A 26,142-nucleotide genomic window follows, 5' to 3' on the forward strand; every position below is an offset into this window, starting at 1 on the left:
ATGATCCAGCGCATAGTCACGGAACTCGGTCCCTGGGCATGGTGGGTTCTGGGGATCGTCCTTCTGATCCTCGAAGTGCTGATGCCCGGCGTTTTCCTGGTCTGGATCGGCGTTGCGGCGATCATCACCGGCGCGCTTTCGCTGCTGCTGTGGGAAGCAGGATTCTGGACATGGCATGTTCAGTGGCTGGTTTTCGCGGCCCTTTCACTCGTGTCGCTGTTCATCGGCCGCCGGATCGTCAGCGCCCGCCTGGCCTCCGACCAGCCGCACCTGAACCAGCGCGGCCAAAGCCTCGTCGGGCGCACGGCGACGCTGGAGCAGCCGCTCACCGAAGGGCGCGGCCGCATCCGTCTCGATGATACGATGTGGAGCGTTCAGGGGCCGGACCTGCCGGTCGGCACACGCGTGCGGGTCACGGCAAGCAATGGCCGCGATCTCACGGTCGAGCCGCTATAGGGATCAGGCGACGCCGATCCTGAGCAGGTCGTGGAAATGCACGACGCCGATGGGGCGGAACGCCTCATCGGTGACCAGCAGTGCGGAAATGTTGTGCTGGTTGAGCAGGCCGAGGGCCGATGTCGCCAGCGTCGCAGGCTTCACCGTCTTCGGATTGCGCGTCATCACGTCGTCGACATCAAGCTCGGCAAGATTGCGCGTCAGATTGCGGGCAATGTCGCCATCCGTGACGATGCCGACCAGGATGCCTTGGTCATTGACGACGCCGACGCAACCGTAACGCTTCTGGGCGAGCGTCATGACGGCATCCGGCATGGATGTGCCGAGGGCCACCAACGGCATGTTCTCGCCGCTGTGCATGATATCGCCGACATGCGAGAGGCTCGCCCCCAGCTTGCCGCCGGGATGGAAGGTTTTGAAATCCGTCGCGCTGAAACCGCGGGCTTCGAGCAGGGCAACCGCGAGCGCATCGCCGAGTGCAAGCTGCATCAGCGTCGAGGTCGTCGGCGCAAGCCCATGCGGGCAGGCTTCCTGTTCCTTCGGCAGCAGGAGAAGCGTATCGGCCTCCCGCGCCAGCGCCGAGCGCTCGCCGGAGGTGATGGCGATCAACGGGATCTGGAAGCGGCGGGAATAGTTGATGATGCCCTGAAGCTCGGCGCTTTCACCGCTCCACGACATGGCGAGGATGACGTCGTCGCGCGCGATCATGCCGAGATCGCCATGGTTGGCTTCGACAGGATGCACGAAAAAGGACGGAGTACCGGTCGAGGCGAAAGTCGCCGCGATCTTCGCGCCGATATGGCCCGATTTACCGATGCCTGTCACCACGACACGCCCGCTGATATCGCCGATCTGGCGTACCGCCTCGCAGAAAGCGTCATAGAGCCCGCCCTGGAGCGCGGCCGAAAGGGCGACAAGCCCTGCTTTTTCGGTTTCGACGGTACGGATTGCGGACGCAATAGCGCCGTTGCCGTCAACTTTTGCCTGTCTCTTGATCATTCGGCCTCGTTAGACCCTTTGTCTGTCATTGTCCATGCACGAATGAAGGCAGCCCGTTACGGCAGGTGAATCCCGCTTTCTCAACCAAGCGTTAACCACAACGGTTTACGTTCGCTTAGGAAATTCGGAAAGATCGCAGGCCGCAATCATGGCAGAGGCACACGGAATGGATCGCGGGACTGCCCAGTCCCGCCAATCGCGGCGTCTGGCCGGGCTTCTGCTCGCCGGAACGATGCTTGCAGCCATGCCCGCCCTTGCCCAGGATGCCACGAGCACCGCCGATACTTTCAGCAACCCGCTGCCGAACCAGATTCAGGTCCAGGCCGGCACGGGCGCCATCGCCACGGAAACAACGGCCGGGACGGCGGCGCAACCCGCCCTTATCGCCGATCAGCAGGCCGCAGCGGCCGACGACGATCTGACCGGAGCGATCCGGCGCACCGATCCGGAAGCCGAGCGGCTGAATCTGCCGGAAGGGACCGTCGACAATGTGCGCAGCCCCGACGGCGATCCCTACGAGCCGACCGGCATCCGCCTCGGTACCTTCGTGCTGAAACCCTCCCTGACACAGGGCCTGGGATATGAACGCAACCGCTCCGGCAGCACCGCGACGAGCCGCACCTTCTCCCAGACCGGCATCCGGGGTTCGCTGACCTCTGACTGGTCGCGTCACCAGCTCACCATCGATGCCGATGGCATCTACCAGCGCAATCTCAGCGGCACCGGCGAAACCGAGCCGCAGCTGCGCATCAACGGCGACCTCAGGCTCGACCTCAGCGACGATACGATCGTCAACATTACCGGCGGTTACGCCTTCGAACGGGAAAGCTCCAACGATCCCAACGCCGTCGATGGGGCCAGCGCCCAGTCCGGCGTGCAGACCCTGACGGGCGGCGCGCGCGTCACGCGCGATTTCGGCCTCATCCGCGGCACGCTCGGCACGGAACTCGAGCGCCGGACCTATGGCTCAGCAACGCTGAGCGACGGCAGCAGGCTCGATCTTTCCGACCGCAACTATACGGAAGCGACCGTGACGGGCCGCATCGGCTACGAGCTTTCACCCGCCCTCATTCCGTATCTGGAGGCTTCCGTCGGACGCTCGTTCTACGACGACAAGACCGATTCGCTCGGCTACGAGCGCTCGGCCACCACTCTGGGCGCGCGCGCCGGCGTGGAAGTGGACCTTGGGGAAAAACTGCGCGGCGATCTCGGCCTCGGCTACGAGCAGGCCTCGTTCGACGACAACCGCCTTGATACGATCCGCGCCCTGACGGTCGACGGATCGGTCTTCTGGTCACCGCAGCGCGGCACGGATCTCCGGCTCGGCCTGCAGACGCAGATCGAACCCTCGACGGCCGGCGGCCAGAGCGGCTATGTCAGCTACGCGGCGAATGCGGAACTGACGCACGAACTGCGCGACAATCTCGTCGCCCGCCTCAGCGCGGCCTATACGTGGCGCAATCTGCCGACGGAACTCGGTCCCGACCAGAACATCTACCTGATCGGCACGGGCCTGACCTGGAACATCAATCGCTGGCTCGCCGTGACCGGCGACGTCTCCTACGAGCTGACCCGCCAGGCGAGAGCATCCGACACCGGCGTCACGCGCGCCGGCATCGGGCTTGTGCTGCGCCGCTGACTATTTCAGGCTGGCAACAAGCTGCTTCAGCGGGCCTTCAACCGACGGGCGGATATCGGCGCGCGCCAGCGCAAAGGCGATATTGGCAAGAATGAAGCCATCCTTGGCGCCGCAGTCATAGGTCTCGCCGCGGAAGTGATAGGCGGCGAACTGCTGGTCGTTTGCAAGCCGCACCATGGCATCCGTCAGCTGGATCTCATTGCCGGCGCCGCGCTCCTGATTGGCAAGAATCGGAAAGATCTCCGGCTGGAGGATGTAGCGGCCGTTGATGAAGAAATTGGAGGGCGCGGTGCCCGGCGCCGGCTTCTCGACCATCTTCGTTATGGCGAAGCCATCACCGACCTTCTCCCCGACACCGACGATGCCGTATTTGTGGGCCTGGTCGGGCGCGCATTCCTCGACGGCGATGACGTTCGCGCCGCTATGCTCGAACAGTTCGACCATGCCCTTCATGCAGCCCTTCTCGGCCTTCATGATCATGTCGGGCAAAAGCAGCGCGAAAGGTTCGTTGCCGACCAGCTCACGGGCGCACCAGACGGCATGGCCGAGACCAAGCGGCTCCTGCTGGCGCGTGAAGCTCGTCGAGCCCGCCACCGGAAGGATGCTTTCCAGCAATGTCAGTTCGGCGGTCTTGTTGCGCTGGCGCAGCGTCTGCTCCAGCTCCACCTGGATATCGAAATAGTCCTCGATGACCGCTTTGGAGCGGCCGGTGACGAAGATGAGGTGTTCGATGCCGGCGTCCAGTGCCTCGTCGACGACGTACTGGATGACAGGCTTGTCCACGACGGTCAGCATCTCCTTCGGCACGGCCTTGGTGGCCGGGAGGAAGCGGGTGCCGAGACCGGCCACTGGAAACACTGCTTTGCGAACCTTACGTGTCTGCGACATTTTTCACCTCTTCGAGCCCGCCGCCGTCATGGCCGGGATCCATATCTGTGGAATTAGAATCCAATTGCTATTTTTTTGCAAAGAGAGACGAGACAAAAGTTTGATGGTAAAGAATTTGTTGACTTCGTTTTTATAAGTTTTGCGTTCAGCCGGTGGTTCCGCGCCATCGTACCGAAATTTGAGAAACGGACACGACAGCCGATGACACAGAATCTGAAGACCGTTCTGCGCCGATCTGCGCTTACCTTGCTCCTCTCGGCGGGGCTTTTCGCCCAGGCGACCGTCGCCCGCGCCGATGCCGGCTTCCAGAAATGGATCGCCGACTTCTACCAGACGGCGTCGGACGCCGGCATCAGCAAATCGACCTATCAGCGCGCCTTTTCCGGCGTGAAGACGCCTGATCCCGACGTGCTCGAAAAGGCGGCCTACCAGCCGGAATTCAAGCACAAGATCTGGGATTATCTCGATTCGCGCGTCAACCCCTATACCGTGCGCATCGGCCAGGAAATGGCCGCCAAACACGGCCGCACGCTGGCGGCCCTCGAGCGTCATTTCGGCGTCGATCGCAACATCCTGCTCGCCATCTGGTCGATGGAATCGAACTACGGCGAAGTGCTGAAGAAGGACGACCGGCTGCACTATGTGCCTCGTGCGCTGGCGACGCTCGCCTATGCCGACAAGAAGCGCGGAAAATATGCCCGCACGCAGCTGATCGCGGCGCTGAAGATCATCCAGCGCGGCGATATCGCTGCCGGCGACATGACCGGCTCCTGGGCCGGCGCCATGGGCCACACCCAGTTCATCCCGACGAGCTATCTGCTTTATGCCATCGACGCCGATGGCAACGGCCACCGCGACATCTGGAACTCGATTCCCGATGCGCTGGCGACGGCCGCCAACCTGCTTGCCAAGAACGGCTGGCAGGGCGGCAAGACCTGGGGCTACGAGATCGTCGTGCCCACGGGCGGCAGCAAATATTCCGGCCAGACCAAGACGCTCGCCCAGTGGGCCAAGCTCGGCTTCCTGCGTCCGAACGGCAGCGGCTTCAAGAACGGTTCCGACCGTGCCGAGCTGAAACTGCCTGCCAATGGCGGACCGGGCTTCCTGATGACCAAGAATTTCTTCGTGATCAAGCGCTACAATGCGTCGGATTCCTACGCCATGGGCGTCGGCATGCTGGCCGACCAGATCGCCGGATACAGCGGCGTCAAGCAGCGCTGGCCCCGCCCGGACGGCACGCTGGACATGACGGAGAAGTTCGAGCTGCAGACGCGCCTGAAGGAACTCGGCTACTATGAAGGCGAGGTCGACGGCAATTTCGGCTCCGGTTCGAAGGCAGCAATCCAGGCCTTCCAGAACCGCATGGGCATGGACGCCGATGGCGAGCCGAGCCAGAAGCTGCTGAAGGTCCTGCGCCGATAATTTTACGCACAGACGAAATCGGGGCGCTTCGGCGCCCCTTTTGCTTTCAGGCGCTTCCTCTTGCCGCCGGCTTTTGCCATCATGCCGCCACCACGCTTCGGCAGGATCGTGGAGAAGACGAGAGACGTTCGCGATGAGCATGACGACGACCCGGATTGTGCGCCTCATTCTCGCTTTTGCCGTTGCGGCAAGCGTTGCAACACCGGTCGTGCCTGCGAGCGCCCAGGAGCGCGTACAGCGCAAATCGATTCTCCAGCTTCTCTTCGGGACGCCGAAGCGCCGGGAAATCGAACCAGAGCCGCAAATCAGAAAACCACGCGCCGTCAACCGCAAGAAAAAGCAGCCAGCCGCCGTCGCAACGACGCCCCAGCCGGCCGCCGTCGAGAAGCTGCCGGATGCCAAGGTGGTTCTCGTCGTGGGCGATTTCATCGCCGGCAGCCTTGGCGAAGGCCTGATCGCCGCTTTCGAGGAAACACCCGGCATCGTCGTCGAGCGCCGCACGAACGGCTCCTCCGGCATCGTGCGTGACGACTATTACGACTGGCCTGCCATGTTGCCCGGCCTTCTGTCGGAAACCAAACCTGCCCTTGTCGTCGTCAGCATGGGTGCAAACGACCGTCAGCAGATGGCTGTCGCCGGCGCGAAGGAAAAGTTCCGCTCCGACGCCTGGACGAAGGAATACGAGGCCCGGGTAGACCGTATCGCAGGCCTGGTGCGCAAGGATGGCAAGCCGCTGCTCTGGATCGGCATGCCCGCCTTCCAGTCTTCCGCACAGACCGCCGACATGACGACGCTCAACAACCTCTATCGCGCCGGCGTGGAGAAGACGGGCGGGGAGTTCATCGACATCTGGGACGGGTTCGTCGACGAGAACGGCAAGTTCATCACGTCGGGTTCCGACATCAACGGCCAGCAAGTGCGCCTGCGCGGCTCCGACGGCATCAATTTCACCAAGGCCGGCAAGCGCAAACTTGCCTTCTATGTGGAAAAGGAGATCCGCCGCGTGCTCGGCGATGCCGCCTCCGGCGTCAGTCAGCAGGGTGACCTCAAGGACCTCATCGTCGCGACACCATCGGCGGAAGATGCGGAAATCACCAAGACGCAACCCATCGGCCTTGCCGACCCCGCCCTCGACAGCGGCACCGCATTGCTCGGCGGCGCGGTTCTCAAGGGCAATGGCAAGAGCCTGCGCGAAAAGCTGGTCGAAAAGGGCGAAATCGCCGATGCGCCGCTGGGCCGCGTCGATGATTTTCGCGTGAAAAAAACCGCAACACCCTGATCTAGGTGACAATCCGCGGCAGCGTGATCCGGGCGCGCAGACCCGGATTGCGATTTTCGAGCAGCAGCGTGCCGTTCGCCTCCTCGACAAAGCTTTCAACGATGGCAAGCCCCAGTCCCGCGCCCTCGCTGGTCGTATCCAGGCGGCCGCCACGCTTCAGCACGAAACCGATCTCGCTTTCCGGTATGCCAGGGCCGTCGTCGGTGACCTCGATGATCGCGAGGCCCTCGTCCGTGCTGCCGGAAATGCACACGGTCGTGCGCGCATAGCGGGCGGCGTTCTCCGCGAGGCTGCCGAGGATTTCCGCGAGGTCCTCGGCATCGATCCGCACAAGCAGCCCCGGCTCGATCTCCTGCTGCCAGTCGAGATCCCGGCCGGCCGGCGTGCGCGAGACCACACTCACCACCTGCCCGGCGACCCGGCCAAGATCGCTGCGGGCCGTGTGACCGCGCTCGGCCTGGCGCGCACGCGCCATTTCATGGTCTACATGGCGGCGCATGCGCAGGATGATCGCCTCGATATCGCGCGCGACCCCTTCCTCGCCGCGCTCGCGCAGCCTCAGCACATCGCCGGACAGGATCTGGAGCGGCGTCTTGAAACCGTGCGCCAGATCGGCTGCGCGTTCACGCGCCTTGCGCAGCTGGTTTTCGCGCGATTGCAGAAGCGCATCCACCTCGCCGGTCAGCGGCAGGACCTCATCCGGAAAATCACTTCCAAGCCGCTCCGCCTTGCCGGCGCGGATGGCGGAAAGCCGCTGCGTCAGCGTTGCCAGAGGCCTGAGGCCGACGACGATCTGCACAAGGCTCGCGGCCAGCAGCAGAGCCGCAAGCGCCTGGAGATAGGGCAGCAGATCGCCTTCGAATTCATCGGTTGCGCGGGAAATATCGGACCGGTCAATAGCGACCGCGACCCGTAGCGGCTTTGCGCCGGCCCGCGCCGGTGTCACCACCGCGCGCTCGACCAGCAGGAGCGTGGCGTCGCCGGGGCCGGCGACGGTTTCCATATGAACGCCACCGACAGCGACATCCGGCAGGGTGAGCACGTCGTCCCATAGCGAACGCGAGCGCAGGCGCTTTCCCTCACCCTCGATCTGCCAGTAGAGGCCGGAGAGGGGCCGGTCGAAGCGCGGATCGACCGGCGGCTTGACGAGATCGAGCGCCGAGCCCGGCTGCTCGGCAAGGCCGGCGATGATCTGGTTGAGATGCAGAACCAGCTCGGCGCCGATGCGCCGCTCCACATGCCGTTCGAACAGGGTGGAAAGAACGAAGAAAGCCGCCACGAGGGCGGCGATGATGGAAGCAGCACCCGCAAGCGCAAGCCGCAGGCGCAGGGAACGGCGCGTCATGGCGCGCTTTCGCCCATATAGTAGCCGAAGCCCCGGCGCGTGCCGATCGCCACCGCGCCCAGCTTCTTGCGCAGCCGCGCGACCAGCGCCTCGAGCGCATTGGCGTCGCGCGAAAAATCATCGCCGTAGAGGTGCTCCTGCAATTCCGTCGGCGGCACGATGCGATCCCGGTGGTGGCCGAGATAGCTGACGAGGCGGTATTCAAGCGGCGTCAAGGTTTGCGGCACACCATTGACGCTGACGCGCATGGCGCGCGTATCGATCGTCAGCGGCCCGACGGCGATCGTCGCGGCACCAAGCCCGACGGAACGGCGGATCAGCGCCCGCGCCCGGGCCAGCAGTTCCTCGAACTGGAAGGGTTTCGGCAGATAGTCGTCCGCGCCTGCGTCGATCCCCTCGACACGCTCGGCCCAGCTGCCCCGCGCCGTCAGCACGAGCACCGGCATATGGCGACCGTTGCCGCGCCAGCGCTTCAGAACCGACATGCCGTCCAGACCCGGCAGGCCGAGATCGAGCACGACGAGGTCATAATCTTCGGTATCGCCCAGGAACCAGGCGTCCTCACCGTCGGACGCGGTCTCGACGGTGTAGCCGGCTCCCGTCAGAACGGCGGAAATGTCGGCTGCTATACGGGCATCGTCCTCGACGAGAAGCAGGCGCATCAGTCGGCATCGTCCTCGATGATCGCCATCGACTTGGCATCGAGCTGCAGTTCGATGATCTGGCCGGACGGCTGGATGAATTCCAGTTCGTATATATAGCGCCCATCCTCACGCTCAAGCTCGACTTCGATCAGATCGCCCTGAACGTGTTTGCGGGCCTCCGCAATGATCTCCTCCAGGGGACGTACGAGCCCCTGCTCGAGCGCGAGCCGCGCCTGCTCGTGCTCCAGCGCGTCATCGTCGTCATCGCTGTTGCCATCCACCGGCGCACCGATGGAAGGGGCAAGCGAAAAGGCCAGCAGAAAGACGAGAGCCGTCGGAAGGGGAGAAAGAAGCTTCTTGATCATATTACTGTCATACGCGGATGAAGCTGACAAATCGCTGACAGGCGCTGTCAGGGAAGCGACAGGCGCTGCATGGCAAACCCCTTTTCGACATCACAGGAAAGGACCTGCCCATGCGCACCATAACGATCGGCCTTCTCGCCGCGAGCCTCGCGGGCTTCGCCATTGCCGCCCCCGTCTCGGCCGAGACCGCACCCAGCCGCAAAACGCTGGAACAGGTGGTCACGGAACTCTCCGCCAAGGGGTATGCGATCCGCGAGATCGAAATGGACGACGGTCATTTCGAAGCGACCGTGGTCGACCCCAAAAACATCGTCAGCGAAGCCAAGATCGACGGCTACACCGGCGAAATCCTGCGCCTCGAGCGCAAGCACTGATCCTCACTCCCCGAACGCATTCATTCATAAAGGATAATTCTCATGGCAAAGATCACCGGCACCTCCGCCGCAAACACGCTCAAGGGCAAGTCTACCGCTGACGACATCTACGGCTACGCCGGCAATGACAAGTTGTTCGGCTTCGGTGGCGACGACGACCTGAATGGCGGCGCAGGCAACGACCGGCTGTCCGGTGGCACGGGTGACGACGAACTGACCGGCGGAGCCGGCCGCGACACCTTCATCTTCTCCAGCGGCCGGGACGAGATCGACGACTTCTCCAGCCGCGACGACAAGATCGTCATCGACACCAAGCTCGGCGTCACGTCCTTCGCCGATCTGATGAAGACTGCCAGGGTTATCGACAACGGCGAAGACGTGCGTTTCGACTTCGGCAAGGGCAACACCCTGACACTCGAGGACACCAAACTTGCCAGCCTGAAGGCAGGCCATTTCGTCTTCCAGAACGTCGATACCACCGAGCCGAAGGACGCGCTGTCGGGCAATGATACGCGCATCGGCAACAACAAGGCCAACACGATTTCCGGCGGTGACGGAAACGACAAGCTCCAGGGCCTGGGCGGCAACGACAGGCTGAACGGCGATGCCGGCAACGATAAGCTCTATGGCGGCGATGGCAACGATCGGCTGAACGGTGGCTCGGGCAACGACTATCTTGCAGGCAGCGCCGGCAATGACGATCTCGACGGCGGTGCCGGCAACGATCGGCTCTATGGCGGCTCGGGCATCAACGAACTCGAGGGCGGCGCCGGCCGGGATACCTTCGTCTTCATGACGGGCAAGTCCGAAATCGAGGATTTCCAGATAGGCTACGACAAGATCGAGATTGCAAAATCGCTCGGCGCCACCGACTTTAACGATCTCGCCGCATTCGCCCGCACCGCCGATGGCGGTGAAGACCTGGTCTTCGACTTCGGTAAACAGGAACTTCGCCTCGAAGATACCAAGCTCGCCAACCTCTCCGCCTCCGACTTCCTCTTCGTCTAAGCCCCCTTGCAAAAGCAAAAAGGGCGCGCCGGCTTCCCGGCGCGCCCTTCTTCGTATTCCCGGGCAGCTTAGCGCGGCAGCGTGGTCGCCCCCATCAGGGCCTCGTCGATGGCGCGCGCGGCCTGGCGGCCTTCGCGGATCGCCCAGACAACCAGCGACTGACCGCGACGCACGTCGCCGGCCGTCCAGAGCTTGTCGACCGAGGTCTTGTAGTCGCGGTCATTGGCGATGACATTGGACGAACCGCGCTTGTCGGTGTTGATGGCAAGCTTGCTGCCGAGGTCCTTCAGCACGCTGTCGGTAAAGGGACCGCGGAAGCCGATGGCGATGAAGGCGAGGTCGGCCTTGATGATGAATTCCGTGCCGGCAATCGGTTTGCGGCGATCATCCACCTGGCAGCACTTCACGCCGGTCAGAACACCGTCCTCGTCGCCGACGAATTCGAGCGTGCCGACCTGGAACTCTCGCACGGCACCCTCGGCCTGCGAGGAGGAGGTGCGCATCTTCGTCGCCCAGAACGGCCAGACGGCGAGCTTGTCTTCCTTTTCCGGCGGCTGCGGGCGGATGTCGAGCTGCGTGACCTTGACGGCGCCCTGGCGGAATGCCGTGCCGACGCAGTCCGAGGCCGTATCGCCACCGCCGACGACGACGATGTGCTTGCCGCCGGCGACGATCGGATCCGACGGCCAGCCGACGCTGTCGATGTTTTCGCGGCCGACGCGACGGTTCTGCTGCACGAGATAGGGCATGGCATCATGCACGCCGGCAAAATCGACGCCAGGAATGCCGGCATCGCGCGGGGTTTCCGAGCCGCCGCAATAGAGCACGGCATCATGCTCGGCGAGCATCTCGTCCATCGGCTTGTCGACGCCGACATTGACGCCGTAATGGAAAGTCACGCCCTCGCCGCGCATCTGGTCGACGCGACGGTCGATGAAGTTCTTCTCCATCTTGAAGTCCGGAATGCCGTAGCGCAGCAGGCCGCCGGCCTTGGATTCGCGCTCGAAGAGATGCACTTCATGGCCGGCGCGGGCGAGCTGCTGGGCAGCAGCCATGCCGGCGGGGCCGGAACCGATGACGGCGACCTTCTTGCCGGTCTTCACCGTTGCCGGCTGCGGCACGATATAGCCCATCTCATAGGCCTTGTCGGCGATCGCCTGCTCGACGGTCTTGATCGAAACAGGCGCATCCTCGAGGTTCAGCGTGCAGGCCTCCTCGCAGGGTGCGGGGCAGACGCGGCCGGTGAATTCCGGGAAGTTGTTGGTCGAATGCAGGTTGCGGATCGCGTCTTCCCAGTTGCCGTTGTAGACCAGATCGTTCCAGTCGGGGATCTGGTTATGCACCGGACACCCGGTCGGGCCGTGGCAATAGGGAATACCGCAGTCCATGCAGCGCGCGGCCTGCTTCTGGACCTCGGGGTCCGACATCGGGATGGTGAATTCGCGGAAGTGGCGGATGCGGTCGGAGGCCGGCTGATACTTCGCCACCTGCCGGTCGATTTCCATGAAACCAGTAACCTTGCCCACGTCAATAATCCTTGCTCAAGACGGTGCCTTGCGGCCCCGGACCGGTGCGCAGCTCCGCTGTCGCGCCGGTTAAGATGAATTCGATCCGGTTGCCGCTTGCGCGCAGCCGGTCAGTGAAGGGAGATGGACCGCCGCCTTATTCGGCAGCGATCCCCATCCTCATGCGCTCCATCTCTTCGAGCGCGCGGCGGTACTCGACCGGCATCACCTTGCGGAATTTCGGACGATACTCGGCCCACTGGTCGAGGATCTCCTTGGCCCGCGGCGAGCCCGTATAGTGCAGGTGGTTCGAGACCAGCTGGTAGAGCCGCTCCTCATCGTGGCGTGTCATGTCATCGGACACGTCAACCATGCCCTTGTGCATGAGATCGCCACCGTGGTGATGCAGCTTCTCCAGCATGTCGTCCTCTTCCGGCACCGGCTCGAGCTCGACCATCGCCATGTTGCAGCGACGGGCGAAATCACCCGCTTCATCCAGCACATAGGCGACGCCGCCCGACATGCCGGCCGCGAAGTTACGGCCGGTCTGGCCGATGACGACGACGACACCGCCGGTCATGTATTCGCAGCCGTGGTCGCCCACGCCCTCGACGACGGCGACGGCACCGGAGTTGCGCACCGCGAAACGTTCGCCGGCCACGCCGTTGAAGTAGCACTCGCCGGAGATCGCACCGTAGAGCACGGTGTTGCCGACGATGATCGATTCATGCGGCACCGCGCGGTTGCCTTCCGGCGGACGCACGACGATACGGCCACCCGAAAGACCCTTGCCGACATAGTCGTTGCCCGCGCCCACCAGATCGAAAGTGACCCCGCGCGCCAGGAACGCGCCGAAGGACTGGCCCGCCGTGCCGTGCAGCTTCACGGAGATCGTGTCGTCCTTCAGGCCCTTGAAGCCATAACGCTTGGCGACTTCACCCGACAGCATGGCGCCGGCCGAACGGTCAACGTTCTTGATATCGACCTCGAAGGCGACGGGCGTCTTCGTCTCGAGCGCGGGCTTTGCCTGCTCGATCAGCTTGCGGTCGAGCACGTCGTGGATCGGATGATCCTGGCGTTCGGTCCAGTAGGTCGCTTCCTTCGGCGCATCGACCTTGTGGAAGATGCGGCTGAAATCGAGACCATTGGCCTTCCAGTGCGAGATCATCGTCTCCTTCTCAAGAAGCTCAGAGGCGCCGATGATCTCGTTCAGCGAGCGAACGCCGAGCGAGGCCAGGATTTCGCGCACCTCTTCGGCAACGAAGAAGAAGTAGTTGATGACATGCTCGGGCGCGCCCTTGAAGCGCTTGCGCAGGACCGGATCCTGCGTCGCAACGCCGACCGGACAGGTGTTGAGGTGGCATTTGCGCATCATGATGCAGCCGGCCGCAATCAGCGGAGCCGTCGCAAAACCGAATTCGTCGGCACCGAGCAGCGCACCGATCACCACGTCGCGGCCGGTCTTCAGGCCACCGTCGACCTGCAACGCGATGCGCGACCGCAGCTTGTTGAGCACGAGCGTCTGATGCGTCTCGGCAAGGCCGATTTCCCAGGGGGAGCCGGCATGCTTCAGCGAGGTGAGCGGCGAAGCGCCCGTGCCGCCGTCAAAGCCGGCGATCGTGATATGGTCGGCGCGCGCCTTGGCGACGCCGGCGGCAACCGTACCGACGCCGACTTCCGAGACGAGCTTGACCGAGATATCGGCTTCCGGGTTGACGTTCTTCAGATCGTAGATGAGCTGCGCCAGATCTTCGATCGAATAGATGTCATGGTGCGGCGGCGGCGAGATGAGGCCGACGCCCGGCGTGGAGTGACGGGTCTTGGCAACCGTCGCATCCACCTTGTGGCCGGGCAGCTGACCGCCTTCGCCGGGCTTGGCACCCTGCGCGACCTTGATCTGCAGCATGTCCGCATTGACGAGGTATTCGGTGGTCACACCGAAACGGCCGGACGCGATCTGCTTGATCGCGGAACGTTCGGGGTTCGACGAGCCATCCGGCAGCGGCAGGTAGCGGTCGGCTTCCTCGCCGCCCTCACCGGTGTTGGATTTGCCGCCGATCCGGTTCATGGCGACGGCGAGCGTCGTGTGGGCCTCGCGGGAAATCGAGCCGAAGGACATCGCGCCCGTCGAGAAGCGCTTGACGATATCAACCGCCGGCTCGACCTCGTCGATCGAGATCGGCTTGCGGCCGGCCGCTTCCGCGCCCTTGATCGAGAACAGGCCCCGGATCGTGTTCATGCGCAGCGACGAGGCGTTCACCAGCTCGGCGAATTCCTTATAGCGGTCGGCCGCATTGCCGCGAACGGCATGCTGCAGCGAGGCGATGACATCAGGCGTCCAGGCATGGTCTTCGCCGCGCATGCGATAGGCATATTCGCCGCCGATATCGAGCGTGTTGGCGAGCAGCGGATCGCGACCGAAGGCGGCCTTGTGGCGGTTGAAGGTCTCCTGGGCGATCGCCTCGAGGCCAATACCCTCGATTGTCGTCGCCGTGCCGAAGAAGAACTTGTCGACCAGCTCGGACGACAGGCCTATGGCGTCGAAGATCTGCGCACCGCAATAAGACTGATAGGTCGAGATGCCCATCTTGGACATGACCTTCAGGATGCCCTTCCCGATCGCCTTGATGTAGCGATAAACGATTTCCTCGGAATCCACTTCCTTCGGGAATTCACCGCGCTTGTGCATGTCGGTAAGCGTGTCGAAGGCGAGATACGGGTTGATCGCTTCCGCACCATAGCCGGCGAGCAGGCAGAAATGGTGCACTTCACGCGGCTCGCCGGTTTCCACGACGAGGCCGACCGAGGTGCGAAGCCCCTTGCGAATCAGGTGGTGGTGGACAGCGGCGGTTGCCAGCAGCGCGGGGATCGCCACGCGGTCCGGCCCGATCTGGCGGTCGGAAAGCACGATGATGTTGTAGCCGCTGCCGACGGCCTGCTCGGCGCGCTCGCAAAGACGGTCGAGCATCTCAGGCATGCTTTCGGCACCGCGCGCGACGTCATAGGTGAAGTCGAGCGTCTTGGTATCGAAGAGATCCTCCACATGGCCGATCGAGCGGATCTTCTCGAGGTCGCCATTGGTAAGAATCGGCTGACGCACTTCCATGCGCTTGGCCTTGGCCGCGCCACCATGGTCGAGAATGTTCGGACGCGGGCCGATGAAGGAGACGAGGCTCATGACCAGTTCCTCACGGATCGGGTCGATGGGCGGGTTCGTCACCTGCGCGAAGTTCTGCTTGAAATAGGTGTAAAGCAGCTTGGTCTTGTCGGACATGGCCGAGATCGGCGTGTCCGTACCCATGGAGCCGATCGCCTCCTGCCCCGTCGTCGCCATCGGCGACATCAAGAGCTTGGTGTCTTCCTGGGTGTAGCCGAAGGCCTGCTGGCGGTCGCGCAGCGAGACGTCGCGGCGCAGCGCGCGCGGCTCGACAGGGCCGAGCTCTTCCAGGATGATCTGGGTGTTGTCGAGCCAGTCACGATAGGGGTGTTTGGCGGCGAGTGCGGACTTTACCTCCTCGTCGGAGATGATACGGCCCTCTTCCATGTCGATCAGCAGCATCTTGCCGGGCTGCAGGCGCCACTTCTTGATGATGCTCTCTTCCTTGACCGGCAGGGTGCCGGCTTCGGAGGCGAGGATAACGCGGTCATCGTCGGTCACGAGATAACGGGCCGGACGCAGGCCGTTACGGTCGAGCGTCGCGCCGATCTGGCGGCCATCGGTGAAGGCGACGGCGGCGGGACCGTCCCACGGCTCCATCAGGGCGGCGTGGTACTCATAGAAGGCCTTCCGCTCGGGGCTCATCAGCTGGTTGCCGGCCCAGGCCTCGGGGATCAGCATCATGACGGCATGCGCCATGGAATAGCCGCCGCGCACGAGGAACTCGAGCGCGTTATCGAAACAGGCGGTATCCGACTGGCCCTCGTAGGAGATCGGCCAGAGCTTGGTGATATCTTCACCAAACAGCGGCGAGGACACGGAGGCTTGGCGGGCCGCCATCCAGTTGACGTTGCCGCGCAGCGTGTTGATTTCGCCGTTGTGGGCGACCATGCGATAGGGATGCGCCAGCTTCCACGACGGGAAGGTGTTGGTCGAGAAACGCTGATGCACGAGGGCGACGGCGGACTCGAAGCGCGGATCGGCGAGGTCCTTATAATAGGCGCCGACCTGATAGGCGAGGAACATGCCCTTGTAGACGATGGTCGTCGAGGAGAGCGAGACGGGGTAGAAGTTGCTCTCTTCGCCCTCGTATTCGTCATAGATGCGGTTGGAGATCACCTTGCGCAGCGTGAAGAGACGGCGCTCGAACTCGCCGTTCGTCGCGGCCTCGCGGCCGGCGCCGACGAAGACCTGGACGTGACGCGGCTCGGTGGCGGCGATCTCCGGCGCCTTGGACAACGAGGAATTGTCGACCGGCACGTCGCGGAAGCCGATGAGGACCTGCCCCTCTTCGGCAACGACATCTCCGATGACCTTCTTGAAATAATCGACGAGCTTCTCGTCCTGCGGCATGAAGATGTGGCCGACGGCATATTCGCCCGCCTTCGGCAGGGTGATGCCCTGCTTTGCCATCTCCTCACGGAAGAAGCGGTCCGGAATCTGCACAAGGATGCCTGCACCGTCACCCATCAGCGGATCTGCGCCGACGGCGCCGCGATGCGTCAGGTTCTCGAGCATGAAAAGCCCGTCCTTGACGATCTGGTGCGACTTCTTGCCTTTCAGATGCGCCACGAAACCGACGCCGCAGGCATCGTGTTCATTGCGCGGATCATAGAGTCCCTGTTTTTTCGGCAGGCCCGGAACGGAAGCGCGCGTTTTGGCGGCCGTCGCAGTCGTCTGCGTCCGGGACTGCCGCAAATCATGTGCTTGGGTCTTCACCATTTTCTTTCCTCCTGTGGGCCGCGTCCTGCGGACAATCGTTTCCGCCCGTGTGCGCGCCGCCTGCCTTCCGGCAGGCCCGATCACCGAGCGTGTGTTCCTGAACCTGATGCGACCACTGAGACGGCCGATCAGCATGCGATCATCGGGACCGTCTGGCCTCGGACGTCACGGGAATGGCTCCCATCCGGGCCGTCTCGGCACCTTCGCACGATCGCGGAAGGCGCCACCTCGGTCTCTTGACCGAAATAGGACAGCAACCCTGTCCTATTTCAGGAGCTCTATGCCAGAAACACCCCTCCCCCGCAAGGCCATCATGCCAAATAATCACCACCTCATGAAGAAAAATTGCCCACGCCCCCAATCGGTTGAAATTAAATTACGGGCCTGCGGCTCATTGTTTCCGTTCCTTTCATTCTCGGGGAGGATGGCGCTTTCGGCCGTTTCAGGCGATTGATCGCCGACATTTCTCCATTATGGTCTTTCCGAAGCCCCAAATCGCACTGGAAACCGCATGTTTTTCGCTTCCGACAACTGGGCTGGCGCCCATTCCGACATTGCAAAGAGTCTCGTCGACGCAGCCGGTGGCTTCGCATCGGCCTATGGCACGGGCGACCTCGACAAGCGTGTGGAAAAGACTTTTTCGGAAATCTTCGAGCGCGATGTCGCCGTCTTCTTCGTCGGAACGGGCACGGCGGCCAATTCCCTGGCGCTCGCCAGCTTCAACCGTCCCGGCGGGCAGGTCTTCTGCCACCGCGAGGCGCATGTGAATGTCGACGAGTGCAACGCGCCGGAATTCTTCGCGACCGGCTCCAAGCTCGTCCCCATCGATGGCCCCGCAGGCAAGATCGCGCCGGATGCGCTCTCCGCCGCCATCGGCCGTTTCCCGCCGGATTTCGTGCACGGCGGCCAGCCAATGGCCGTCACCATCACGCAGGCGACGGAAGCCGGCACCGCCTATTCGCTCGACGAAATATCGGCGCTTGCCGAAGTCGTTAAGAAAGCCGGCCTGCCGCTGCACATGGACGGCGCGCGTTTTGCCAACGCGCTCGTCCATCTCGGGACGACGCCAGCGGAAATGACCTGGAAACGCGGCATCGACATTCTCTCTTTCGGCGGCACCAAGAATGGCTGCTGGTGTGCCGAAGCGCTCGTGCTCTTCGACAGGTCCAAGGCGCAGCAGATGCATTTCCTGCGCAAGCGGTCCGCCCAGCTCTTCTCTAAATCGCGCTTCATCGCCGCCCAGTTTGATGCCTATTTCCGCGACAACCTCTGGCTCTCCCTCGCGCGGCACTCAAACGGCATGGCCGCCCGCCTCGCGAGCGGCTTCGCCAAGTCCGACAAAGCCCGCCTCGCCTGGCCCACGGGCTCGAACGAGCTCTTCGTCATTATTCGCAACGACGCGATGAAGGCTTTACAGGACAAGGGCGCCGTCTTCTACGACTGGCCGGCCGGCCCGGACGTGAAGGCCACGATGCACGAGGATGAAACGCTGATCCGCCTCGTGACGAGCTTTGCGACGACAGAGGCCGACGTCGACACTTTCCTGTCGGCGCTCTGAAACGAAAAAGGCGGTGCCTTGCGGCACCGCCCTCCTCATTCCCGATCAAGAGGCCGAGCTTAGTTGCTCTGGGCTTCGATCTGCTTGGCTTCACGGCTGACGGCAGCGATCTCGATACGGCGCGGCTTGGCGGCTTCCGGAATCTCGCGAAGAAGATCGATGTGGAGAAGGCCGTTCTTCAACGAAGCGGCGCGGACTTCCACATGATCGGCGAGCTGGAAGCGGCGCTCGAAGGCGCGCTTGGCAATGCCGCGGTAGAGATACTGGCTTTCTTCAGCCGTTTCGTCCTTCTTCTCGCCCTTGACGGTCAGCGCGTGTTCACGTGCTTCGATCGACAGTTCGCTCTCGTCGAAACCGGCCACCGCCATGGTGATGCGATAGGTGTTTTCGCCGGTGCGTTCGATGTTGTAGGGCGGATAGCTCTGGGCCTGGTCAGGCTGACCGAGGCTGTCGAGCATGGTGAAGAGACGGTCGAAACCGACGGTGGAACGGTAAAGGGGGGAGAAATCGACGTGACGCATGGTGTCCTCCTTCAGAGCAACGATAGCGATTTTCTAAGTGCCGCCCCTGATTTCCGAAGGGTACGGCCCGGTTCAACCGGCCTCCGCCCCTTTCTGGCGACGGAAACCTCGACGGACCCTTTCGGCGCCCGTGAAGATGAAATGGGAACGCTTTTGCGAGGGTTCAAGAGGTCTTCATCCGATTTGCCTGCCCGCTGGAACCGCGCGCAAATCTCGGCATAGTGACCAGGCGATGGAGGGGAAACGACAATGATCGCATTGCAGACGGCACGGCTGACGCTCACTCCCTGCACACCGGAAGACCGCGCCGATTTCATCGCTCTCGAGCGCGATCCGGAGGTCATGCGCTTTCTCAACGGCGGATACGCGGTCGATCGTGAAAAGGTCGATCCGAACGCGACGTTCCTGATGCCGAACGGAACGGAGCCCCATGTCTGGACGGCACGCCGCACAACCGATGGCGTCTTTATCGGCTGGTTCTGCCTGTGGCCGGAAACCGAGACCGTGGCCGAACTCGGATATCGCCTGCGCCGGGCAGGCTGGGGACAGGGCCTGGCTACGGAAGGAGCCTGCGCATTGATCCAATGGGGCTTCGAAAAGGCCGGCTATGACAAGGTGATCGCAACCACGATGGCGGTCAACCACGGCTCGCGGCGTGTGATGGAAAAGATCGGCATGCACCATACGCGAACCGAACACGCCGAATGGCCCGATCCCATTCCCGGTAGCGAACAGGGCGAAGTCTGGTACGAACTGCTGCGCACGGACCGGGCCAGCGGCTGACATCATCGCAGCCTGGAATCTTCCGGCAGATGAACGGCGGATGAACGGCCGCTTCGGACAGCGTTCAGCTTGCCGCTGCTAGAACCGCAACATCGGAAGCGAAAACTTCTGACGACCGGGGTGTAACGTCCCTTCCTCCCCGGTTAAATTGCGCCGGCTGCATGTGTGCCACCCCCGTTGCCACATGCATCCGGCTTTTTTCTTTGACGGCTGCGGGATCAGCGCCTATCCATCAGACAACCAATCCGAGATCGCCCGTCTGATGGATTCCATCCTCCACGCCACCACCGACAATCCGGTTCCGGAAAACCACTTCGCCGGCTTCATGGAAGGCCGCAGCGGCGTGAAGATCCGCTATGCCGTGTTCCGCTCCGAACAGCGCGAAGCCAAGGGCACGGTGGTGCTGCTCGGCGGGCGCAGCGAATGCATCGAGAAATATTTCGAGACGATCAACGACCTGACGGCACGGGGCCTCTGGGTCGCCACATTCGACTGGCGCGGTCAGGGTGGCTCGGACCGATTGATACCGGGCAGCCGCGCTGGCCACATCGCCCGCTTTTCCGACTATGAGGCAGACCTGACACTCTTCCTGGAGAAGATCGTTCTGCCGGATGCTCGCCTGCCCTTCTTCATCGTCGCCCATTCGACGGGCGCGCTCGTCGCGCTCTCCCTGGCACCAGAGCTTGAAAACCGCATCGAGCGCATAGTGCTCGCCGCTCCCTTCATCGCACTCGACGGCCAGTCGATGAGCCAGCGCAAGATCACGATCATTGCCCGCCTCGCATCGCTCTTCGGGCTCGGCAAACGCACCTTCCGCAGGGGCGATCCATCACTTGATTTTCAACGCAACGTCGTGACGTCAGACGAACGCCGCTTTGCTCGCAACACAGCCATTTTCACCGAACACCCAGAGCTTTCGATCAGCTGGCCAAGCGCTCGCTGGCTGAACGAGACGCTGAAGATCATGGCGCGCGTGACGCATCAGGATCACCTGACGCGCATCCGCATCCCGACCCTCATCCTTTGCCCCACGGCCGACAAGCTGGTGCCGCGCAAGGCGATGAACAATCTCGCCCGCATCTTCCGCGCCGCCCGTCTCATCGAGATCGACGGCGCGCGCCACGAACTGTTCCAGGAAGACGACCGGTTTCGCGCGCAGGCGTTGGCAGCGATCGATGCCTTCATCCCGGGCAGCGACGCCGAGGACACCAACCTCGGCGCCTGAGCGCCTCAAGCCTTCAAAATGGCCATCGCCTGGTCATAGACGGCGCGGCTGCCGGCCGCGATGATTTCGCCACCGTTCTCCGCCGAGCCACCGTCCCATGTGGTGATGATGCCGCCAGCCTGCTCGATGACGGGGATGAGCCCGCCGACATCATAGGGCTTCAACCCGCATTCCACGACAAGATCGACGTGGCCAGCAGCCAAAAGCGCATAGGCATAACAATCGACGCCGTAGCGGAACAGGCGTACCTTGTCCTGCACGGTCTCGAAGCGGGTCTTGCCGCTATCCTTGAAAAGATGCGGCGACGTCGTGAACATGATCGCGTCCGACAGATTATTGCAGGCCCGCGTCGAGAGCACCTTCTTCCCGTCAGGACCGGCGTAATGCGAGACCTTGCCATCGGCGAAATAGCGTTCCTTCGTAAACGGCTGGTCGATAAGCCCCATCACCGCGTCGCCGTTGCGGTAGAGCCCGATCAGGGTGCCCCAGACCGGCACGCCGGAAATGAAGGCGCGCGTGCCGTCGATCGGATCGATGACCCAGACATATTCGCGATCAAGACCGACGGAGCCGTGCTCCTCACCGAGAATGCCGTGATCGGGGAAATGCCGCTCGATCAATGCGCGAATCGCTGTCTCAGCGTTACGGTCGCCCTCCGTGACGGGATCGAAACCGGCAGCCTCCTTGTTGACGACATCGGCGCCGACGCGGAAGCGCGGCAGGGTTTCCTTCGCTGCCGCATCGGCAAGAAGGTCGAAAAAGGCGCGATCAGGCAACATGAGGCTCTCTCGGAGGGATTTCTGACGCCTTTCATTACTGCATCGAAAGGCAAAACGGAACCAGATTGACGTGAGGGACACCAACGGCGGGCGCAACATTGTTGCTTGACGGATCGCAAACTTATCTCGCAGTTGCGCTTGACTCTTGTGCGCCGCAACATTATCTTTTCCTTACAGTCTTCACCGACTGTAAATACCCTCCTTGGGTGTTTCCTCCCTAGACTTGAACCGCGCCACAAGCGCGGTTTTTTTTGAAAGGGAAGCAGGCCTATTCGGCGGCAAGCGCCCGGTCTGCTGCATATTCCTCGACATGCTCGGAGAAGTCCTGCAGGAACGCGGAAATCGCCGTCTGCAGCACGGCGAAGTCGGGCCGCTTGGCAAGCGTCGTCTCATCGACATAGAGCGCGCGGTTCACCTCGATCTGCAGCGCATGCAACCCCTTGGCGGGCCGGCCGTAGTGCTCGGTGATGAAACCGCCCGCGTAGGGCTTGTTGCGCACGACGGTGAAGCCCATGTCGTCCAGAAGCCGCATGGCGGTTCGCGAAAGCTCAGCCGAGGCGCTGGTGCCGTAGCGGTCGCCGATGATGAAATCCGGCCTCAACCCCGAGCCTGCGACGCGGATATTACCCGGCATCGAATGGCAATCGATCAGAACCGAAAAGCCGAAGGCGAGATGCGTGCGCACGACGAGCCGGCGCAGGCAGTCGTGATATGGCTTGTAAACCGTCTCGACCCGTTCCAGCGCCTCTTCGACGGGAAAACGTTGGCGATAGATCTCCATGTTCTCGGCCACCACGCGCGGCACGGTGCCCAGGCCACCGGCGACGCGGATGGAACTGATATTGGCATAGGACGGCAGCGCGCCGTCGAACATGCGTGGATCGAGTTCATAGGGCTCGCGGTTGACGTCGAGCCAGGCGCGGGGAAAATGCGCGATCAGCATCGGCGCGCCAAGCGCTGGCGCTACCGAGAAGAGTTCATCGACATAATGATCTTCCGAACGGCGAATACCCAGTGCGTCCAGCCGCGACTGCGCAAGGAAACCCTGTGGATAACGGCGGCCGCTATGGGGCGAGTTGAAGACGAGGGGCACGCTTTGCGAAACCGGCTCCAGCACTTCGAAGTGGCTGTTTTCGCTTGAGGCCCCCGCCATTGCCGTCCTTTACCATGCCTGAAAGTCATTGCGTCGCCCATGTTGCCAGCGGCATGCCCGCGTGTCCATACTGAGAACATTGGGCACAAGCCTTGCCCTGCCACATTCACCGGATATTTACCGGAATACGATTGTGTATCAGAACCGCCCGTCCGCGGGCCGACAACCTTCAGCAATGGTTCCCGAATTCCATGACACCCAAGATTCTCCTCGCCGAAGACGACAACGACATGCGCCGCTTCCTTGTGAAAGCGCTCGAAAAGGCAGGCTACCAGGTGCTGTCTTACGACAACGGCGCCAGCGCCTACGACCGGCTTCGCGAAGAACCCTTCTCGCTGCTGCTCACCGACATCGTGATGCCGGAGATGGACGGCATCGAACTGGCACGCCGCGCCACCGAGCTTGATCCGGACCTCAAGGTCATGTTCATCACCGGCTTCGCCGCCGTCGCGCTCAATCCGGATTCCAAGGCCCCGAAGGACGCGAAGGTCCTCTCCAAGCCGTTCCACCTGCGTGACCTCGTCGATGAGGTCAACAAGATGCTGGCCGCCTAAGCCCCGGAAAAGACCACAAAAACGGCGTGTAAAAAAAGCTTCAAAAAGCCTATTGACGCCGCCGGATGTTTTGTGGTCTATGCCCCTCATCGGATGGGCGTGTAGCTCAGCGGGAGAGCACTACGTTGACATCGTAGGGGTCACAGGTTCAATCCCTGTCACGCCCACCATTCGAATTCAAGGCCTCATCGGGAAACCGCTGAGGCCTTTCTTGTATTCGGCCTCGACGTTCTTTTCGGGCTATTCCCTGCCCCGAACCTGCGCTTATTCTGACGACACGCTTCGCTGGGAAGCCGGTGTTGCATTTACCGTTTCAACGGCAAACCGATCGGGGAGGTTTCGGCCATGACCAGGGTTTCGGGCACATGCCTGTGCGGGCGCATTGCGGTTTCCGTTCGGGGCGAACCGCTTCGGGTCGGCCTATGCCACTGTATGGACTGCCGGAAGGAAAGCGGCTCGGCCTTTACCTATTACGGCGTTTGGCCTGCCGACACGTTCGAATGCACGGGCGAACCGTCCGCGTTTCGCGGGCAGCGCTTCTGCTCCCATTGCGGCGCGCGGGTGTTCTCGCTCGAAGGCGACGAGGCGGAGATCAAGCTCGGCATCCTGTCGCTGGCCCCAACCGGGCTTGTCCCAAGCTACGAACTCTGGGTCCGGCGTCGCGAGCCTTGGCTGCGCGCCATCGAGGGCGCGGCGCAGTATGACGAGAATCGAACGTAGACATACGTCTCCCACCGGCACGGGCGATGTCGACCCTGGGCAGATGAGCAACGGTACACGTAGAGGCCGCCATCCGGTGCACGATAGCATCATCGCGTCGTCGGCAACTCCCGCCTCCATCTCCTCCCGCCTCGGGGTGAGAGCCTAGGCCTCCCGCCAATTCTCGGGCTGTTTCTTGGGCATTTGGCGGGGTTTCAGGTGCATTTGCGAGGCGGCAGGGGGCGAGGCGGCAATACAGATATGCCGTGGGGGAAACAGTTGACGGCGCCCCGTCTCTTGCGCTCAAATGCTGGCAGGGACAAGCCGCCCATCGCCTCGGAGACACACACCAATCCTATGAAAAGGCGTTGAAATCCCGATTGCAAGCGGCGAACGGCGAGAACTTCCCACCGCACGATTACCCCAGGAATGCGTAAAGTGTTTATTGCCTGGCTATACTTGCAGCCCACTCCCGCGGTGCGAAGGATGGCGCACCCCGTTGGAGGACGGGGCAGGTAGGGTCGACGTGATAGGAGGAGTATCCATGAGCGACGCATCCAGCATACACCCGGTGGACGAGAAACTGCCCGTGGGCAGGCTCGCGACGCTGGGCATCCAACATGTCCTTGTGATGTATGGCGGCGCCGTCGCCGTGCCGCTGATCGTCGGCCGGGCGCTGCAACTCAGCCCGCAGGACGTGGCGTTCCTCATTTCCGCCGACCTCTTCGTCTGCGGCCTCGTCACCATCATCCAGTCGCTCGGCGTCGGCCGCCATGTCGGCATTCGCCTGCCGGTCATGATGGGTGTCACCTTCGCTTCCGTCGGCCCGATGGTCTCCATGGCGACGCTCAACCCCGGCCAGGAAGGTGCGCGCATGATCTTCGGCGCCATCATCGGAGCCGGCTTCATCGCCTTGCTGCTGGCACCGCTCATGGGACGCCTGCTGCGGTTCTTCCCGCCCGTCGTGACCGGCACGATCATCCTCGTCATCGGCGTGTCGCTGATGCGCGTGGGCATCAACTGGACTTTCGGCAATCCTTTCGGCCCGACCGCGCCCAAGCTGATCGACCCGGCGCACGCCACGTGGCTGACGCAGATGAAGGAACTCGCCAAGACCGGCGGCCCCGCCGTTCCCGATGGGCTTGCCATCGCACCGAGCATTTCCAACCCTGTCTATGCCGAACCGAGCCATATTGCGCTTTCGGCCCTCGTGCTGATCTCGATCCTGCTCATCGCTCGCTTTGGCAAGGGCCTGATCAGCAATATCGCGGTGCTTGCCGGCGTCGTCATCGGCTGCATCGCGGCCACGATTTTCGGCATGATGCATTTCGACCAGGTCAGCGAAGCCGGCTGGTTTGCCGTCGTCACGCCGTTGCGCTTCGGCATGCCGATTTTCGAGCCCGTGCTGATCGCGACCATGGCGCTCGTCATGATCGTGGTGATGATCGAATCGACCGGCATGTTCCTCGCACTCGGCGAAATCACCGATCGGCCGATCGGCCAGCAGCAGCTGACGGCGGGCCTGCGCGTTGACGGCGTCGGCACGATGATCGGCGGTCTGTTCAACACCTTCCCCTATACGAGCTTCTCCCAGAATGTCGGCCTCGTCGGCGTCACCGGCGTCAAGAGCCGCTATGTCTGTGTTGCGGCCGGCGTGATCATGATCATCCTCGGCCTCATTCCGAAAATGGGTGCCCTCGTCGAAGCCGTGCCGACCTTCGTGCTCGGCGGCGCGGGCCTGGTCATGTTCGGTATGGTTGCCGCAACCGGTGTTCGCATCCTCGCCAATGTCGATTTCAAGTCCTCGCGCAACAACCTCTTCGTGGTTGCCGTCTCCGTGGGCTTCGGTCTCATTCCGCTGTTGGCGCCGAACTACCTGATGTGGATGCCGCATGCGATTCATCCGATCATCGAATCGGGCATCGTTCTCGCCTCGATCGTCGCGGTTGTCCTCAATGCTTTCTTCAACGGCGTCGGATTCAACCAGTCCTCCGCGGTCGAGGCGGCCCGCATGGCCGACTCGCACTAACCCCACGGACGTTCGACAAAACCCGGCCTGCATCCAGG

The 26,142-nt window shown here is 62.7% G+C and carries 22 protein-coding genes and 1 tRNA gene; 13 read left to right on the forward strand and 10 right to left on the reverse strand.

Features of this window, described 5'->3' with window-relative positions; all coding sequences use genetic code 11:
- A complete protein-coding gene (locus MUU55_RS19510) occupies positions 1-456 on the forward strand; it encodes an NfeD family protein (RefSeq protein ID WP_244762433.1) in 456 nt (151 codons plus the stop codon).
- Positions 457-459: 3 nt separating this feature from the next.
- Here the strand turns inward: MUU55_RS19510 and MUU55_RS19515 are convergent, their stop codons facing one another.
- Positions 460-1,455, reverse strand: coding sequence for a KpsF/GutQ family sugar-phosphate isomerase (locus MUU55_RS19515; protein WP_244762434.1), 996 nt, complete (start codon positions 1,453-1,455; stop codon positions 460-462).
- Between the two features lie 148 nt (positions 1,456-1,603).
- On the opposite strand from MUU55_RS19515, the gene MUU55_RS19520 reads away from it, so the two are divergent.
- The gene (locus MUU55_RS19520) at positions 1,604-3,094 is read left to right on the forward strand and encodes an outer membrane beta-barrel protein (RefSeq protein WP_244762435.1); all 1,491 of its coding nucleotides are present in this window, start codon (positions 1,604-1,606) and stop codon (positions 3,092-3,094) included.
- Here the strand turns inward: MUU55_RS19520 and galU are convergent, their stop codons facing one another.
- Positions 3,095-3,982 carry a UTP--glucose-1-phosphate uridylyltransferase GalU gene (gene galU, locus MUU55_RS19525; RefSeq protein ID WP_244762436.1) on the reverse strand — a complete coding sequence of 296 codons (888 nt, stop codon included), beginning with the start codon at positions 3,980-3,982 and terminating at the stop codon, positions 3,095-3,097.
- 201 nt (positions 3,983-4,183) lie between these two features.
- On the opposite strand from galU, the gene MUU55_RS19530 reads away from it, so the two are divergent.
- Positions 4,184-5,404: a lytic murein transglycosylase gene (locus MUU55_RS19530; RefSeq protein WP_244762437.1), complete on the forward strand. Its 1,221-nt coding sequence runs from the start codon at positions 4,184-4,186 to the stop codon at positions 5,402-5,404.
- 133 nt (positions 5,405-5,537) lie between these two features.
- The gene (locus tag MUU55_RS19535) at positions 5,538-6,683 is read left to right on the forward strand and encodes an SGNH/GDSL hydrolase family protein (RefSeq protein WP_244762438.1); all 1,146 of its coding nucleotides are present in this window, start codon (positions 5,538-5,540) and stop codon (positions 6,681-6,683) included.
- 1 nt (position 6,684) lies between these two features.
- On the opposite strand, the gene MUU55_RS19540 is transcribed toward MUU55_RS19535, so the two are convergent.
- From MUU55_RS19540 to MUU55_RS19550, 3 genes are read right to left on the reverse strand one after another with little or no spacing between them, the layout of a single operon-like run.
- Positions 6,685-8,028: a sensor histidine kinase gene (locus MUU55_RS19540; RefSeq protein ID WP_244762439.1), complete on the reverse strand. Its 1,344-nt coding sequence runs from the start codon at positions 8,026-8,028 to the stop codon at positions 6,685-6,687.
- Positions 8,025-8,690, reverse strand: coding sequence for a response regulator transcription factor (locus MUU55_RS19545; protein WP_244762440.1), 666 nt, complete (start codon positions 8,688-8,690; stop codon positions 8,025-8,027). The genes MUU55_RS19540 and MUU55_RS19545 overlap by 4 nt, the downstream gene beginning before the upstream one ends.
- Entirely contained in the window at positions 8,690-9,037 is a 348-nt protein-coding gene (locus MUU55_RS19550) for a PepSY domain-containing protein (protein WP_244762441.1), read from the reverse strand. The genes MUU55_RS19545 and MUU55_RS19550 overlap by 1 nt, the downstream gene beginning before the upstream one ends.
- Positions 9,038-9,147: 110 nt before the next feature.
- On the opposite strand from MUU55_RS19550, the gene MUU55_RS19555 reads away from it, so the two are divergent.
- Both MUU55_RS19555 and MUU55_RS19560 read left to right on the forward strand, forming a co-directional pair.
- Positions 9,148-9,411, forward strand: coding sequence for a PepSY domain-containing protein (locus MUU55_RS19555; protein WP_244762442.1), 264 nt, complete (start codon positions 9,148-9,150; stop codon positions 9,409-9,411).
- Between the two features lie 42 nt (positions 9,412-9,453).
- Positions 9,454-10,419: a calcium-binding protein gene (locus tag MUU55_RS19560; RefSeq protein WP_244762443.1), complete on the forward strand. Its 966-nt coding sequence runs from the start codon at positions 9,454-9,456 to the stop codon at positions 10,417-10,419.
- 68 nt (positions 10,420-10,487) lie between these two features.
- Here the strand turns inward: MUU55_RS19560 and MUU55_RS19565 are convergent, their stop codons facing one another.
- A complete protein-coding gene (locus MUU55_RS19565) occupies positions 10,488-11,945 on the reverse strand; it encodes a glutamate synthase subunit beta (RefSeq protein ID WP_244762444.1) in 1,458 nt (485 codons plus the stop codon).
- A 136-nt stretch (positions 11,946-12,081) separates the two neighbouring features.
- Positions 12,082-16,803 (reverse strand): glutamate synthase large subunit, encoded by a 4,722-nt coding sequence (gltB, locus tag MUU55_RS19570; RefSeq protein ID WP_244762445.1) that lies wholly within the window; start codon positions 16,801-16,803, stop codon positions 12,082-12,084.
- Between the two features lie 511 nt (positions 16,804-17,314).
- Here gltB and MUU55_RS19575 point away from each other — a divergent pair.
- On the forward strand, positions 17,315-18,361 hold the full coding sequence (locus MUU55_RS19575; RefSeq protein ID WP_244762446.1) for a threonine aldolase family protein: 1,047 nt from the start codon (positions 17,315-17,317) through the stop codon (positions 18,359-18,361).
- A gap of 59 nt (positions 18,362-18,420) precedes the next feature.
- Here MUU55_RS19575 and MUU55_RS19580 read toward each other — a convergent pair whose 3' ends face one another.
- The gene (locus MUU55_RS19580) at positions 18,421-18,882 is read right to left on the reverse strand and encodes an Hsp20 family protein (RefSeq protein WP_244762447.1); all 462 of its coding nucleotides are present in this window, start codon (positions 18,880-18,882) and stop codon (positions 18,421-18,423) included.
- A gap of 249 nt (positions 18,883-19,131) precedes the next feature.
- On the opposite strand from MUU55_RS19580, the gene MUU55_RS19585 reads away from it, so the two are divergent.
- A complete protein-coding gene (locus tag MUU55_RS19585) occupies positions 19,132-19,665 on the forward strand; it encodes a GNAT family N-acetyltransferase (protein WP_244762448.1) in 534 nt (177 codons plus the stop codon).
- Between the two features lie 259 nt (positions 19,666-19,924).
- A complete protein-coding gene (locus MUU55_RS19590) occupies positions 19,925-20,890 on the forward strand; it encodes an alpha/beta fold hydrolase (protein WP_425314207.1) in 966 nt (321 codons plus the stop codon).
- A gap of 5 nt (positions 20,891-20,895) precedes the next feature.
- Here the strand turns inward: MUU55_RS19590 and hisN are convergent, their stop codons facing one another.
- Both hisN and MUU55_RS19600 read right to left on the reverse strand, forming a co-directional pair.
- Positions 20,896-21,669, reverse strand: a complete 774-nt coding sequence (gene hisN / locus MUU55_RS19595; protein WP_244762450.1) for a histidinol-phosphatase — start codon at positions 21,667-21,669, stop codon at positions 20,896-20,898.
- Between the two features lie 268 nt (positions 21,670-21,937).
- Positions 21,938-22,822, reverse strand: coding sequence for an N-formylglutamate amidohydrolase (locus MUU55_RS19600; RefSeq protein ID WP_244762451.1), 885 nt, complete (start codon positions 22,820-22,822; stop codon positions 21,938-21,940).
- 191 nt (positions 22,823-23,013) lie between these two features.
- On the opposite strand from MUU55_RS19600, the gene cpdR1 reads away from it, so the two are divergent.
- From cpdR1 to MUU55_RS19620, 4 genes are all read left to right on the forward strand, one after another.
- Positions 23,014-23,376 (forward strand): response regulator CpdR1, encoded by a 363-nt coding sequence (gene cpdR1, locus MUU55_RS19605; protein WP_069061148.1) that lies wholly within the window; start codon positions 23,014-23,016, stop codon positions 23,374-23,376.
- Between the two features lie 95 nt (positions 23,377-23,471).
- Positions 23,472-23,546, forward strand: a tRNA-Val gene (locus MUU55_RS19610).
- Between the two features lie 175 nt (positions 23,547-23,721).
- Entirely contained in the window at positions 23,722-24,096 is a 375-nt protein-coding gene (locus MUU55_RS19615) for a GFA family protein (RefSeq protein WP_244762452.1), read from the forward strand.
- 523 nt (positions 24,097-24,619) lie between these two features.
- The gene (locus MUU55_RS19620; RefSeq protein WP_244762453.1) at positions 24,620-26,104 is read left to right on the forward strand and encodes a nucleobase:cation symporter-2 family protein; all 1,485 of its coding nucleotides are present in this window, start codon (positions 24,620-24,622) and stop codon (positions 26,102-26,104) included.
- Positions 26,105-26,142 lie beyond the last annotated feature (38 nt).

Origin of the sequence: Shinella curvata, assembly GCF_022899935.1 — a bacterium.
GTDB classification, from domain to species: Bacteria; Pseudomonadota; Alphaproteobacteria; order Rhizobiales; family Rhizobiaceae; genus Shinella; species Shinella curvata.